Below are 12888 nucleotides of genomic sequence, written 5' to 3'. Positions count from 1 at the left end.
GAGGTCCTGCCGTGTCCGAACTCCTCGTCGACGACGCCGACGGCGTTCGCACCCTCACCCTCAACCGCCCGGAATCGTTCAACTCGTTCACCACGGCGATGAAGGAGCGGCTGCTGGAGGTCCTGCTGGAGACGTCGGCGGACGACGCCGTGCGGGCGGTGGTGATCACCGGGGCGGGGCGGGCGTTCTGCGCGGGCCAGGACCTGAAGGAGCACGTCGCGCTGCTGGAGGCGGGTGACCCGGCGCCGCTGCGCACGGTCGAGCGGCACTACAACCCGATCGTGAAGGCGGTCGTGGGGATGCCGAAGCCGGTGATCGCGGCGGTGAACGGCACGGCGGCGGGCGCGGGCGCGTCCCTGGCCTACGCGAGCGACCTGCGGATCGCGGCGGCGGGGGCGCGGTTCCTGATGGCGTTCGCGAACGTGGGCCTGACGGCGGACTCGGGGGCGTCGTGGACGCTGCCGCGGCTGATCGGGCACGGCCGGGCGATGGAGATGATGCTGCTGGCCGAGCCGGTGGGCGCGGAGGAGGCGCTGCGGATCGGCATGGTGAACCGGGTGGTGCCGGACGGCGAGGCGCTGCACGCGGCGCTGGAGCTGGCGCGCCGGTTCGCCGACGGGCCCACCACCGCCTACGCCAAGATCAAGGAGGCGATGGCGTTCTCCGGCGAGCTGGCCCTGGCGCTGGAGGTGGAGGCGCGCACGCAGGCGGAGGCCGGGGCGACCGCGGACCACCGGGAGGCGGTGGCCGCGTTCGTGGCGAAGCGGCCGCCGCGGTTCACCGGCCGGTAGCGCGGAAGCAGGTCGCGATGTGGTCGTCGACCATGCCCGTGGCCTGCATCAACGCGTAGCAGGTGGTGGGGCCGAGGAACACGAAGCCGCGGCGTTTCAGCTCCTTGGCCATCGCCTTCGACTCGGGGGTGGTGGCGGGCACGTCGGCGGCGGTGGCGGGCCGGGTGTGCCGCTCGGGCCGGAACGACCAGAGCAGCTCGTCCAGCGGCACGTCGAGGCGGCCGACGGCGCGGGCGTTGTTGATCGCGGCGAGGATCTTCGCCCGGTTGCGCACGATGCCCGCGTCGGCCATGAGGCGTGCCACGTCGGCGTCGTCGAACGCGGCGACGGCGGCGGGGTCGAACCCGGAGAAGGCGCGGCGGAAGTTCTCGCGCTTGCGCAGGATGGTGATCCAGGACAGGCCGGACTGGAACGACTCCAGCGTCATGCGCTCGAACAGGGCGGTCTCGCCGTGCAGCTCGACGCCCCACTCGGTGTCGTGGTACTCGACGTAGTCGGGGGTGCTGTGGCCCCACGGGCAGCGCACCAGGTCGGGGGCGCCGGCGGCGGTGGCGGTGCCGGCGTGGGTGGCCTGGTCAGTCATGCGGGTACTCCCGGGCGAACCTGGCGAACCTGAGCAGGGACAGCTTGACGCCCGGCGCGAACGCCAGGTTGAGGGGCAGGGCGACGTCCTCGGCCCAGACCAGCTCGCTGCGCGGGCCGTGCGGCAGGACGAGGAACTCGCCGGTGCCGCGGACGAGGCGGCCGGTGTGGTCGACGGCGCAGCGCCGCGGCGGTTCCCACGCGGTGATGCGCATGGTGTCGGTGAAGCCGAGGGGGCCGACGCCGGTGAACGCGGACAGCTCGCTGCCCACGCCCGCGCCGTCGCCGGCGGTGACGCGGACCGTGGTGCCGAGCATCCACTCGCCCTGCCGGTCCCAGTCGGTCAGGGCGGCCCAGGTGCGGGCGGCGGGCGCGTCGACGTGGACGCGCAGCTCGAAGCGGGTCACGTGCCCGCTCCGGTCGTGCGGGGCTCACGCCCGGTCATGCTCCGCCTCCCGCGCGTGCCCGGCCTCCGACGGGTGCCCGGCCTCCGACGAGTGCCCGGCGTCCCGCGCGTGCTTGGCCTCCGACGAGTGCCCGGCGTCCGGCACGTGCCCGGCCTCCGGCGCGTCGCCCGCGTGCCGCGCGTGCCGCCCGTTGGGCGACTCCGGGTCCACCGGCCCGGTCCGGTCGACGGGCGCGTGCCCCGCCTCGGCCTCCAGCTCGGCGACCCGGGCCCGCAGCCGCTCGACCTCGCCGGCCAGGCGTTCCACCGCCCAGTCCACCTCGGTCATCTTGTAGCCGCGCAGGACCTGCTGGAACCGCAGCCCCCGCACGTCCTCGGGGGTCACGTCGTCGGCGGGCAGGCGGGTCGGCGACGCGCCCGGCGGCAGCGGCGCCAGTTCCTCGCCCCGCCCGAACACCAGCGCGGCCAGCAGGAACACCACGGCCGCGACGAGCGCCATGACGACGATGTAGATGAGCGCTGAGGTCACGTGACGATCGTGGCACACGCCCGGCGGTCAGATCGACGAGAACACCACGCAACGGCGCGCCAGCACGGCCAGTCGGAGCAGCACGGCCAGCGAGAACAGGGTCGCCAGCGCCACCGGCGGCGACAGGACCAGCCGGGTCGCGTCCAGGTGGGCGGTGGCGGCGAGGATGGCGAGGTTGCCGCTCAGGGCGACGCCGACCGCGACGACCGCCACCGCGCCCGCCAGCCTGGCCAGGGTCAGGGTGCTGACCTCGGTGCGCGCCAGGCGCCGCCCGACCAGCAGGGCGAGCACGGCCACGCCCGCCACCGCCCACGACGCGTTGTCGTTGAACCGGGCGACCAGCAGGTACCAGGGGGGTGGTGGCGCGTCGAAGTCCTGCCAGGCGCCGATCCAGAAGGCCCGGTTCAGCTCCCAGATGAGGTGCGCCAGGGGCAGGGCCAGCATCAGCGTGCGCAGGGTGCGGGCGCCGTGGGCGAGGCCGAGCAGGCCCTGGTAGTCGCGGGCCACGGCGGCGACCGGCCCGAACTCGGCGACGGCGCGCCGCTGGGCGGCCTCGTCGGTCAGGCCCCGGTCGCGGTGGGCCGCGGCGGCGTCGTCGAGGCTGTCGCGGGCCTCGGCGAGCAGGTCGTCCTTGACGTGGTCCGGGCCGCGCAGCCGCCGGTCCAGCGCGGACACGTAGTCGTCGATCACGCCCGCGCCGGCCACGGCCCGCCCCCCAGCACGCCCTCGATCGCGGTGGTGAACTCGCGCCACGCGGTCCGCTCGGCCGCCAGCGCCCGCTGTCCGGCCCTGGTGAGCCGGTAGGTGCGGCGCTGCCGGCCGCCGACGGTGCTCCACTCGCTGGTCACCAGGCCCGCGGACTCCAGCCGGCGCAGCGCGGGGTAGACGGTGCCGGTGGGCAGGTCGAGCGCGCCGCCGCTGCGCCGCTGGAGCGCCTCGATGATCGCGTAGCCGTGCAGCCGCTCGCCGTCGAGCGTGGCGAGCAGCAGCGCGTCGAGGTGGCCGCGCAGCGCGTCGGACTTCATGCGTAGTGAGTCTACGGATCCGGACAAGGGGGCGCATCGGGGGAATCCCCGATGTTAAGTAGGCGCACTACATATAACGTGCCTACTCATGGATGCTCTCGGACTGGCCCGGCTCCAGTTCGCCGTCACCACCTCGTTCCACTTCCTGTTCGTGCTGGTCACGCTCGGGCTGGTGACGCTGGTGGCGGTGACGCAGACCCGGGCCGCCTTCTCCGCGGACCCCGTGCACTTGCGCATGACGCGCTTCTGGGGCCGCCTCTACGTGGTCAACTACGCGCTCGGCATCGCCACCGGCATCGTCATGGAGTTCCAGTTCGGCCTGAACTGGTCGGGCCTGTCCACGTTCGCGGGCGACGTGTTCGGCGCGCCGCTGGCGGTCGAGACGCTGGTGGCGTTCTTCCTGGAGTCGACCTTCCTCGGCCTGTGGATCTTCGGGTGGGACCGGCTGGGCCGGTGGGTCCACCTGGCGTTGATCTGGCTCGTCGCGCTGACCGCGTACGCCTCGGCGTTCTGGATCATGGCGGCCAACGGGTTCCTCCAGCACCCGGTCGGGCACGAGCTGCGCGACGGCGTGCTGCGGATGACCGACTTCTCCGCGCTGCTGACCAACCCCACGTTCGTGACCGCGTTCGGGCACGTGTGCTTCGCCGCGCTGACCGTCGGCGGCGTGGTCGTCACCGGCATCAGCGCCCACCACTTCCTGCGCCGCACCGACGAGGTCGACTTCTTCCGCCGCTCGCTGCGCCTGGGCGTGGTCACCACCGCGCTGGCCGCGCCCGCGCTCGTCGGGCTCGGGTTCGCGCAGATCCCGATCGTCACCGAGCACCAGCCGGACAAGTTCGACACCGTCGGCGCGGTCGACGGCGCCGGCCTCGGGTTCATGGTCCAGATCGGGCTGGTGCTGCTGCTGGTCAGCTGGGTGACCGTGCCGCTGCTGGCCCGCGACCTGGTGGTGCGGGTGCGGTTCCCCCTGTACCTGATGGTGGCCGGCATCCCGCTGCCGTTCGTCGCCGCCATCGGGGGCTGGCTGTTCCGCGAGGTCGGGCGGCAGCCGTGGCTGGTGCAGGGGCTGCTGACCACCGAGGACGCGCTGTCGCACGTCGACCGCGACCAGCTCCTCGTGTCGTTCGTCGGGTTCACGGCCGTGTTCGCGGCGCTGGCCGTCGCCGACTGGGCGCTCATCGCGAAGTACGCGCGGCGCGGGCCGGCGTCCTCGGACGCCGAGCCGGTGTCGCCGCTGGTCCCGACGCTGTAGGGGGTTCGTGGTGGAAACGGTCTGGGTCGTCCTGCTGGCGGTGCTGACCTGCGGCTACTTCGCGCTGGCCGGCTTCGACTACGGCGTCGGGGTGCTGCTGCGGGTCCTCGCGCGCGACGAGCGGGAACGGCGGCTCGTGCTGCGCGCGATGACGCCGTTCCTGCTCGGCAACGAGGTGTGGCTGGTCGCCGCGGTCGGCGTGCTGTTCGGCGCGTTCCCCCGGCTGGAGGGCGAGCTGCTGTCGTCGCAGCACACCTCCTTCACGGTGCTGCTGGTCGCGCTGGTCGCGTTCACCGCCGCCGTGCAGCTGCGGTCGCCCGGGTGGGACCCCGTGCTGGTCGGCGCGGCGCTGCTGGTCGCGGTCGGGTGGGGCGTGCTGCTCGGCCGGGTGCTCGGCGGGCCGGTCGCGCTGTGGGCGGTGGGGCTGCCGGTGCTGTTCGCGCTGCACGGCGCGGTGTTCCTGGCCTGGCGGCTGACCGGCGACCTGCGGGCCAGGGCCTCGCGCTGCGCCCTGGTGCTGGCGCCGGCGGGCGCGGTGTTCGCCGTGGCGGCGACGCTGACGGCGGGCGCGGTGCCCGAACCCGCCTACGGCCTGGTCGCCGTCGCGGCCGTGGCGCTGTCGGGCGGCGCGTGGCTCGCGGTGCGCGGCGGGCGGTGGCGGGCGGCGTTCGGCTGCACGGCCGCGCTGTGCGCGCTGCCCGTGGTCGCGGTGTTCGGGGCGCGGGACGTGGTGACGACGTCGGTCATGGCCGACCTGCCCACGCTGCGGGCCCTGGGCTGGGTGGCGCTGGCCGTGCTGCCGCTCGTGCTGGTGTTCCAGTGGACGACCTGGTGGGTGCACCGTGCCCCGCGCTGACCGGGGCGCGCGGGGTGGCGCGCACGTCGACCGCCGCTACGCCGCGGTGCTGGCCGCCCTCGCCGCGGCCACCGCGGCGGCCGTGCTCGCCCAGGCCGAGGCGCTGGCGGCGGTGCTGACCGGCGGACCGGCGTGGTGGCTCGCCGCCGCCGTGGCCGGGCGGGCGCTCGTGGCGTGGGCCGCCCAGGTGGTGCCCCTGCGGTTCGCCGCCGCGGTGAAGGCCGACCTGCGCAAGCGGGTGCTGCGCTCGGCGTGCGGCGGCCGGGAGCCCGCCGGGTCCGTGGCCACGCTCGTGGTGAAGGGGCTGGACGCGGTCGAGCCCTACTTCGCCGGGTACCTGCCGCAGCTCGCCGCGGCGGCGGTCGTGCCGGTGGCGGTGGTGGCGCGGCTGGCGTTCGCCGACCTCGCCTCGGCGCTGGTGGTGCTGGCCACGCTGCCGCTGGTGCCCGTGTTCGCCGCCCTGGTCGGCCTGCACACCCGCGACCGCACCCGCGAGCAGTGGGCCGGGCTGGCCGTCCTCGGCGGGCACTTCCTGGACGTGGTGCGCGGCCTGGGCACGCTGGAGCTGTTCGGGCGGGCGGCGGCGCAGGCGCGGACCGTGCGGGCCATGGCGGACGCCCACGCCTCGGCCACCCTGCGCACCCTGCGCGTGGCGTTCCTGTCCGCGCTGGTGCTGGAGCTGGTCGCGACGCTGTCCGTGGCGCTGGTCGCGGTGCCCGTGGGCCTGCGGCTGCTGCACGGCGGCGTGACACCGCACGTCGCGCTGCTGGTGCTGCTGCTCGCGCCCGAGGCGTACCTGCCGCTGCGGGCGGCCGGCGCCCGGTTCCACGCCTCCGCCGAGGGCCTGGCGGCGCTGGAGGCCGCGCACCGGACCGGCGGGAACCGCGTGTCCGTCGGCCGCACCCGCGCACCGGACCTGCGCGCCGCCGAGGTCGTCCTCGACCGGGTCGTGGTGCGCCACCCCGGCCGCGACCCGCTGCCCGAGGTGTCGCTGCGCCTCGACCCCGGCGAACGGGTGGCGCTGGTCGGCCCCAGCGGCGTCGGCAAGAGCACCGTGCTGTCCGTGCTGCTCGGCTTCGTCGCGCCCGTCTCCGGCCGCGTCCTGGTCGGCGGGGTCGACCTGCGGGAGGTGGACCCGGCGACGTGGCTGCCGCAGCTGGCGTGGGTGCCGCAGCGGCCCACCCTGTTCCCCGGCACGGTCGCCGACAACATCGCCCTCGGCTCCCCCCTCGACCCCGCGGCCGCCGCGACCGCCGTCGGCCTCGGGCACCTGGTGGACGCCGCGCACCCGCTGTCCTCCGGCGAGCGGCAGCGCGTCGCCCTGGCGCGGGCCCTGGCGCGGCCGGACGCGCGGGCGCTGCTGCTCGACGAGCCGACCTCCCGGCTGGACAGCGGCACCGAGGAGGTGGTGCTGCGGGCGGCCAGGACCCTGTCCGCCGGGCGGACCGCGCTGGTCGTGGCGCACCGGCCGGCGCTGCTCGACGAGGTCGACCGGGTGGTGGTGCTGTCGTGAGGCGGCTGCTGCGGGCCGTGGCCGCGGGCGTCGCGGCCGAACTGGCGGGCATCGGGCTGACGACCACCGCCGTGTGGCTGGTCATGAGGGCCGCGGAGCAGCCGCCGCTGTCGGCGCTGACCGTGGCGATCGTGGCCGTGCGCGCGCTGGCCCTCGCGCGCGGCGGCGCCCGCTACGTCGAACGGCTGGCCGGGCACTCCGCCGTGCTGCGGGGCCTGGTGGAGGTGCGGGGCCGCGTCTACGACTCGCTGCGGCGCGGCCCGCTGCGCGACGGCGACGCCCTCACCCGCCTGGTGTCCGATGTGGACGCCGTGCGGGACGTGCTGCTGCGCTGCCTGCTGCCCGCCGCCGTGGCGGGCGCGGTCGGGCTCGTCGCGCTGGTCGCCACCGGGTTCGCCGCGCCCCTCGCGGTCGGGCTGGCGCTCACCGGCCTCGTCCTGCCCGCGACCGCGTGCGCGCTGGCCGGCAGGCACCTGCGGGCGGTCGCCCCGCTGCGGGCGGAGCTGACCGGGCGGACCGTGGTGCTGCTGGACGGCGCGGCCGAGCTGGCCGCGTTCGGCGCGCTCGACCGCGAGCTGGACCGCACCGGGGCCCTGGTGGACCGGCTGGCCGCGCGGGAGCGGCGCGGCGGGTTCGCGGCGGCGGCCCTGGCGGCGGTCGCCGTGGCCGTCCAGTACGGGGTCGGGCTGGCGCTGCTGCGCGGCGGCGCGCCCGCGCACGTGGCGCTCGGCGCGGTGGCGGTCCTGGAGGTCACCGCGCCCCTGGTCGCCGCCGGCCGGCACTGGGCCGAGGCGCGCGGGTCCGCGCGTCGCGTCCGGGAGGCCCTGGCCACGCCCGCCGCCCCCGCGCCCGTCCCGCCCGACCTGCCGCGCGGCCGGGTGGGCGTCGTGGGGCCCAGCGGCGCGGGCAAGAGCACCTACCTGCGCGCGCTGGCCGCCCACCCCGGCGCGCTGGGCGTGCTCGACGACGCGCACGTGTTCCACGCGACCGCCGAGGCCAACGTGCGGCTGGCCCGCCCCGACGCCGCCCCGGAGGACCTGGACCGGGTGGCCGCGCTGGTGGACCTGGACGTGCCGTGGGACACCCCGGTCGGCGCGGACGGCGACGCGCTGTCCGGCGGCCAGCGGCAGCGGCTGCTGCTGGCCCGCGCCCTGCTCGCCGAACCCGAGGTGCTGCTGCTCGACGAACCCGTCGAGGGCCTGGCCACCGGGCACGGCGACGCGGTGCTCGCCCGCGTGCTGGCGGACCGGGGCCCGGACGGGCACGTCGTGCTGGTCACCCACCGGCTCGCGCCGCTGGTCGACTTCGACGAGGTCCTGGTCTTCGAGGACGGCCGCGTCACGCAGCGCGGCACGCACGCCGAACTGGTCGCCGCCCCCGGCTACTACCGGGACCGCTGGAGCACCGAGCGCATGGCCGGCCGGTCCTCCGCGGGCACCTCCACCGACGACGGCAGCCACTCGCCGTCGAACGGCAGGAACTGCGTCAGCGAACCGGACGCCACCGGCACGCCGCACCGGCGCAGCGCGGTGCCCGCGACCTGAGCCGCCATCGCGCCGAGCTGCCGCAGGTCCCGGTTCCGGTGCTCCCGCACCCCCAGGTTGACCTGCGCGATCCCGGCCAGGCCGTAGCGGGCGTGGGCGTCGAGCAGCAGCCCGATCTCCACGCCGTAGCCGGGCGCGAACGGCACCGACTCCAGGAACGCGCGCGTGCCCGCGTACTCGCCGCCCAGCGGCTGCACCACCCCGGCCAGCTCCGGGCGCAGCGCGTTGAGCAGCGGGCGGGCGGCCAGCTCGGTCACCCGCCCGCCGCCGGCGTCCGACCCGCCCAGCGGGCGCCGGTAGAAGCCCTTGACCAGGTGCACGTCCCGGGTCAGCAGCGGGCCCAGCAGCGCGGGCACGAACCCCGGGTCCGGGTCCACCAGGTCCGAGTCCAGGAACACCACCAGGTCGCCCGAGGTGGCCGCGAGCGAGCGCCACAGCACCTCGCCCTTGCCCGGCCGCGGCGGCAGGTCCGGCAGCACGTCCGAGCGGCGCACCACCCGCGCGCCGGCCGCGGCGGCCCGCGCGACCGTGCCGTCGGTCGACCCGGAGTCCACCACGACCAGCTCGTCCACCAGCGAACCCACCAGCGGGCGCACCGCGGCCACCACGCCGCCGACGGTCGCCTCCTCGTCCAGCGCGGGCAGCACCACGCTCACCGCGCGACCGCCCTTGAGGGCCACCAGCTCCGGCACCGACCACGGCGGGCGCTGCCAGGTGTTGGCCGCGAACCAGTCGAGCATCAGGCCAGCGCCCTCAGCACCCGCACGGGCGGGCGCGTGCCCGCGATGCTCGCCACCATCTCCAGCACCCGCCGCGTCTGCCGCACCTGGTGCGCCCGGAACACCTTCGCGCCCGTCCACGCCGCCACCGACGTCGCCGCGAGCGTGCCGTCCACCCGGTCGCCCACCTCCGCGCCCAGCGTCTCGCCCACGAAGTCCTTGTTGGACAGCGCCATCAGCACCGGCCAGCCCGTGGCCACCAGCTCGTCCAGCCGCCGCAGCAGCTCCAGCCCGTGCCAGGTGTTCTTGCCGAAGTCGTGCGTCGGGTCGATCAGCACGCCCTCCCTCGGCACGCCCAGCGCCACCACCCGCTCGGCGCGCTCCACCAGCTCGCCCGCCACGGCCGCCACCACGTCCCGGTAGCGCACCCGGTGCGGGTCGGTGCGCGGCGCCAGGCCGCCGGTGTGCGAGCAGACGATGCCGACGCCGAACTCGGCCGCCACCTCCGCCAGCCGCGGGTCCGCGCCCGCCCACGTGTCGTTGAGCAGGTCCGCGCCCGCCTCGCACACCGCGCGGCCCACCTCGTGCCGCCACGTGTCGACGCTGATCACCAGGTCCGGGTGCCGCTCGCGGACCGCCGCGACGAACGGCACCACCCGCCGCGCCTCCTCGGCCGCGTCCACCACCTCGCCCTTGGACCCGGCCCGGACCCCGCCGATGTCGACGACGTCCGCGCCCTCGGCGACCGCCCGGTCCACCGCGGCCATGGCGGCGGTGTCGGTGAACGTCGCGCCCCGGTCGTAGAACGAGTCGCGCGTCCGGTTGACGATCGCCATCACCAGCGCGCGGTCGTGCGCGACCTCCCGGGCACCGAACCGCAGCATGACCGCATCGTGCCACGCCCCGCTCGCGGGTGATCCGCGCCACACCCCCGTGCTACTCGCCGGTACCCCTGGGGTTTACTCACCGGTAACACCCTGCGTGATCCCGGTCACGGTCAAGGAGGACCTCGTGCGCCGATCACTCCCCCTGCTCCTCGCCGCCCTGCTCGCGCTGCTCCTGGCGCCGCCCGCGCAGGCCGCGCCCGGCTTCCGGGCCTCCTACGAGACGATCCCCGGCGCGGGCGGCACCCCGCTCAAGGCGGTCGTGGTCGAGCCCACCGGGCGCGGCGGCGGGCCGTTCCCGATGGTCGTGCTGCCGTCCAGCTGGGGCCTGCCCAACCTCGAGTACGTGGGCGCCGCCGCGAAGCTCGCCCACGAGTCCGGCTACGTGGTGATCAGCTACACCAGCCGCGGCTTCCACGACTCCGGCGGCGAGATCGACGTGGCCGGCGCGGACACCGTCGCCGACGTCAGCCGGGTCATCGACTGGGGCGTCGCCGAGGCGGCCGGCGACCCCGCGCGCGTCGGCGTCGGCGGCATCTCCTACGGCGCGGGCCAGGCGCTGCTCGCCGCCGCGGCCGACCCCCGCGTCAAGGCGGTCGCCGCGCTGAGCACGTGGACCGACCTGGCCCGCTCCCTCTACCCCAACGAGACCGTCAGCGCGCAGGGCGTGGAGCTGCTGCTGGCCGCCGGGCACCTCACCGGCCGACCCGGCCCGGTGCTGCGCGAGGCCGAGGCCGCCTACCGGCAGGGCCGGTTCGCCGACGTGCTGCCCATCTCGCCGCCCCGCTCCCCCGCCACCAAGGTGTCGTCCATCAAGGCCGCGGTCCTGATCGGCAACGCCTGGAACGACGGCCTGTTCCCGCCGAGCCAGGTCACCGACTTCTTCACCGCCCTCACCGGCCCCAAGCGGCTCATGCTCTCCCCCGGCGACCACGCCACCGCCGAGCTGTTCGGCGCGGCCGGCCTGCCCAACGAGATCTGGGAGTCGGTCGGCCGCTGGTTCGACCACCACCTCAAGGGCGCGGCCAACGGCATCGACCGCGAGCAGCCCGTGCAGCTCAAGCCCAACAACGGCGGCGGCTGGCGCTCCTACCCCACGTGGGCGGCGGCCACCGCGCGCACCGAGGTGGCGCCGCTGGCCCCCGACCGCATCGGCGCGGTCCGGCCCACCCTCGCCGACAGCGGCGCCGTCCTGCTGACCGGCGCCCTCCAGGGCTTCTTCAAGATCCCCGTCGGCGTGTCGGTCCCCCTGGTCGACCGCGGCGCGGCGGCCGTGTGGCACACCCCCGTGAGGTGGCGGCCGGTCACCGTCAGCGGCACGCCCCGCGCCCGCCTCACCGTCACCCCGAGCGCGCCCGCCACCACCCTCTACGCCTACCTGTACGAGGTGAACCCGCTGGGCCTGGGCGCGCTGGTCACGCACAAACCCGTCACGCTGGCCGGCACCGGGACCCGCGTCGTGGACCTCGCCCTGGAACCGGTGGTGTGGCAGGTCGGCGCGGGCAACCGGCTCGTGCTGGTGGTCGACGCCGTGGACGCCCGGTACGGCGGGGCCGGCGCGGCGGGCTCGTCGGTGGCCTTCGGCGAGGGCTCCTCGCTGGAGGTGCCGCTCGGCTGACAGCGGCCGGCAGGTACACCTGCCAGGATCGCCCGCATGGAAGCGAAGTTCACGACCGCCGGCGACGCACCGCCGGCGCACCGGCCGACCACCCCGGGCGTCGAGCGGGAGGACGTCCGGGGTGGCTGACCGCGAGCAGGTGATCGCCTACCGCGTCGCCGCCCACCAGTTCGACCGGTCCACCACCGACCCCGCCCGGCTGCGCGTGCTCGACCTGGGGTTGCAGGACTCGGAGCGCTCGGCCGTGCCCGCCCTGGCGGCCCGGCTGGACACCGTGCCGCCGCTCGGCGGCGCCTTCACGCTCACCTGGAGCGTGCGGGGCGCGCCCCACTGGCACCGCGCGGAGGACGTCCCGGCGCTGGCCGCCCGGCTGTGGCCGCTGTCCGACGCCGACGCCGTGACCCGGATGAACCGGCCACCGGTCACCGAGGGCCTGCGGGTCCTGCGCGAGGTCGCCTCCGCGCTGCGGGACGTGGTGACCGGGCCGATGCCCAAGGGCGAGGCGTCGGCCCGGCTCACGCCGCTCGTGCCGCCCGAGGTCACCGGCTGGTGCCGGGGCTGCGACGCCACGCACGTGCACGACCCGGTGTTCCGGCTCGCCGTGCTGCCCGCCGGCCTCCGGTTCGACCCGGACGAGCGCGGCGTGGTGTTCGTGCCGCTGGAGGACCGCCGCGACGTGCCGGCGCGCGCCGAGGGCTTCGGCGACCTGGTCGCCGACTACCTGCGGCTGCACGGCCCCGCCGGGTACGCGGAGGTCGCCCACTACTTCGGCGCGCCCGTCCGCGACGTCAAGGACGCCTGGCCGGACGACCTGGTGGCCGTGTCGAAGAAGGCGTGGCTGCCCGCCGACCGGGTCGAGGCGTTCGAGAACCCGCCCGAGCCCGAGGTGGTGCGGCTGCTGCCGCCGCTGGACCCCTACCTCAACGCCCGCGACCGCGACCTGCTCGTGCCCGACAAGGAGCACCAGAAGCAGGTGTGGCGCGTCCTGGGCCGGCGGGGGGCGCTGCTCGTGGACGGCGAGGTCCTCGGCACCTGGCAGGCCAGGGCGAACGGGTCGCGGCTGGACGTGAAGGCGTCGCCGTTCGTCTCCCTGGACGTCGACATGTTCGCCGAGGAGGCCGACCGCCTGGCCCGAGCCAAGGGCCTGGCGGAGGCCAGGATCACCT

The 12888-nt window shown here is 76.2% G+C and carries 12 protein-coding genes and 2 pseudogenes; 7 read left to right on the top strand and 7 right to left on the bottom strand.

What is annotated here, in order from left to right; translation table 11 throughout:
* Positions 1 to 11: 11 nt before the first annotated feature.
* Positions 12 to 791 carry an enoyl-CoA hydratase-related protein gene (locus tag ACFV4N_RS00970; protein WP_499670425.1) on the top strand — a complete coding sequence of 260 codons (780 nt, stop codon included), beginning with the start codon at positions 12 to 14 and terminating at the stop codon, positions 789 to 791.
* On the opposite strand, the gene ACFV4N_RS00965 is transcribed toward ACFV4N_RS00970, so the two are convergent.
* From ACFV4N_RS00965 to ACFV4N_RS00945, 5 genes and pseudogenes are all read right to left on the bottom strand, one after another.
* Positions 778 to 1374: a DNA-3-methyladenine glycosylase I gene (locus ACFV4N_RS00965; protein ID WP_499670424.1), complete on the bottom strand. Its 597-nt coding sequence runs from the start codon at positions 1372 to 1374 to the stop codon at positions 778 to 780. The genes ACFV4N_RS00970 and ACFV4N_RS00965 overlap by 14 nt on opposite strands.
* Positions 1367 to 1780: an SRPBCC family protein gene (locus ACFV4N_RS00960; protein ID WP_499670423.1), complete on the bottom strand. Its 414-nt coding sequence runs from the start codon at positions 1778 to 1780 to the stop codon at positions 1367 to 1369. The genes ACFV4N_RS00965 and ACFV4N_RS00960 overlap by 8 nt, the downstream gene beginning before the upstream one ends.
* 243 nt (positions 1781 to 2023) lie before the next feature.
* Positions 2024 to 2308, bottom strand: a pseudogene (locus tag ACFV4N_RS00955) (DivIVA domain-containing protein); the annotation flags it as partial.
* 27 nt (positions 2309 to 2335) lie between these two features.
* Positions 2336 to 3013: a permease prefix domain 1-containing protein gene (locus tag ACFV4N_RS00950; protein WP_499670422.1), complete on the bottom strand. Its 678-nt coding sequence runs from the start codon at positions 3011 to 3013 to the stop codon at positions 2336 to 2338.
* The gene (locus ACFV4N_RS00945) at positions 2995 to 3333 is read right to left on the bottom strand and encodes a PadR family transcriptional regulator (protein WP_499670421.1); all 339 of its coding nucleotides are present in this window, start codon (positions 3331 to 3333) and stop codon (positions 2995 to 2997) included. Before ACFV4N_RS00945 ends, ACFV4N_RS00950 begins: the two co-directional genes overlap by 19 nt.
* Positions 3334 to 3421: 88 nt before the next feature.
* Between ACFV4N_RS00945 and ACFV4N_RS00940 the strand changes: the two genes are divergently transcribed.
* From ACFV4N_RS00940 to ACFV4N_RS00925, 4 genes and pseudogenes are all read left to right on the top strand, one after another.
* Positions 3422 to 4588 (top strand): cytochrome ubiquinol oxidase subunit I, encoded by a 1167-nt coding sequence (locus ACFV4N_RS00940; protein ID WP_499670420.1) that lies wholly within the window; start codon positions 3422 to 3424, stop codon positions 4586 to 4588.
* 10 nt (positions 4589 to 4598) lie between these two features.
* Entirely contained in the window at positions 4599 to 5444 is an 846-nt protein-coding gene (locus ACFV4N_RS00935) for a cytochrome d ubiquinol oxidase subunit II (protein ID WP_499670419.1), read from the top strand.
* Positions 5431 to 6957 (top strand): thiol reductant ABC exporter subunit CydD, encoded by a 1527-nt coding sequence (gene cydD / locus ACFV4N_RS00930; protein ID WP_499670418.1) that lies wholly within the window; start codon positions 5431 to 5433, stop codon positions 6955 to 6957. The genes ACFV4N_RS00935 and cydD overlap by 14 nt, the downstream gene beginning before the upstream one ends.
* An 83-nt stretch (positions 6958 to 7040) precedes the next feature.
* A pseudogene (locus tag ACFV4N_RS00925) lies at positions 7041 to 8138 on the top strand (ATP-binding cassette domain-containing protein); the annotation flags it as partial.
* Between the two features lie 203 nt (positions 8139 to 8341).
* Here the strand turns inward: ACFV4N_RS00925 and ACFV4N_RS00920 are convergent.
* Both ACFV4N_RS00920 and folP read right to left on the bottom strand, forming a co-directional pair.
* Entirely contained in the window at positions 8342 to 9241 is a 900-nt protein-coding gene (locus ACFV4N_RS00920; protein ID WP_499670417.1) for a glucosyl-3-phosphoglycerate synthase, read from the bottom strand.
* Positions 9241 to 10104: a dihydropteroate synthase gene (gene folP / locus ACFV4N_RS00915; protein ID WP_499670416.1), complete on the bottom strand. Its 864-nt coding sequence runs from the start codon at positions 10102 to 10104 to the stop codon at positions 9241 to 9243. Before folP ends, ACFV4N_RS00920 begins: the two co-directional genes overlap by 1 nt.
* Before the next feature lie 127 nt (positions 10105 to 10231).
* On the opposite strand from folP, the gene ACFV4N_RS00910 reads away from it, so the two are divergent.
* Together ACFV4N_RS00910 and ACFV4N_RS00905 are read left to right on the top strand one after the other, a co-directional pair.
* The gene (locus ACFV4N_RS00910; protein WP_499670415.1) at positions 10232 to 11722 is read left to right on the top strand and encodes a CocE/NonD family hydrolase; all 1491 of its coding nucleotides are present in this window, start codon (positions 10232 to 10234) and stop codon (positions 11720 to 11722) included.
* 121 nt (positions 11723 to 11843) lie between these two features.
* Positions 11844 to 12888 (top strand): DNA glycosylase AlkZ-like family protein (locus ACFV4N_RS00905; protein ID WP_499670414.1); only part of this gene is annotated, 1045 nt, incomplete at its 3' end.

The sequence above is a fragment of the Actinosynnema sp. NPDC059797 genome (assembly GCF_042732085.1).
Classification (GTDB): Bacteria; Actinomycetota; Actinomycetes; order Mycobacteriales; family Pseudonocardiaceae; genus Actinosynnema.
This window is presented reverse-complemented; position numbering and strand designations above follow the sequence as displayed.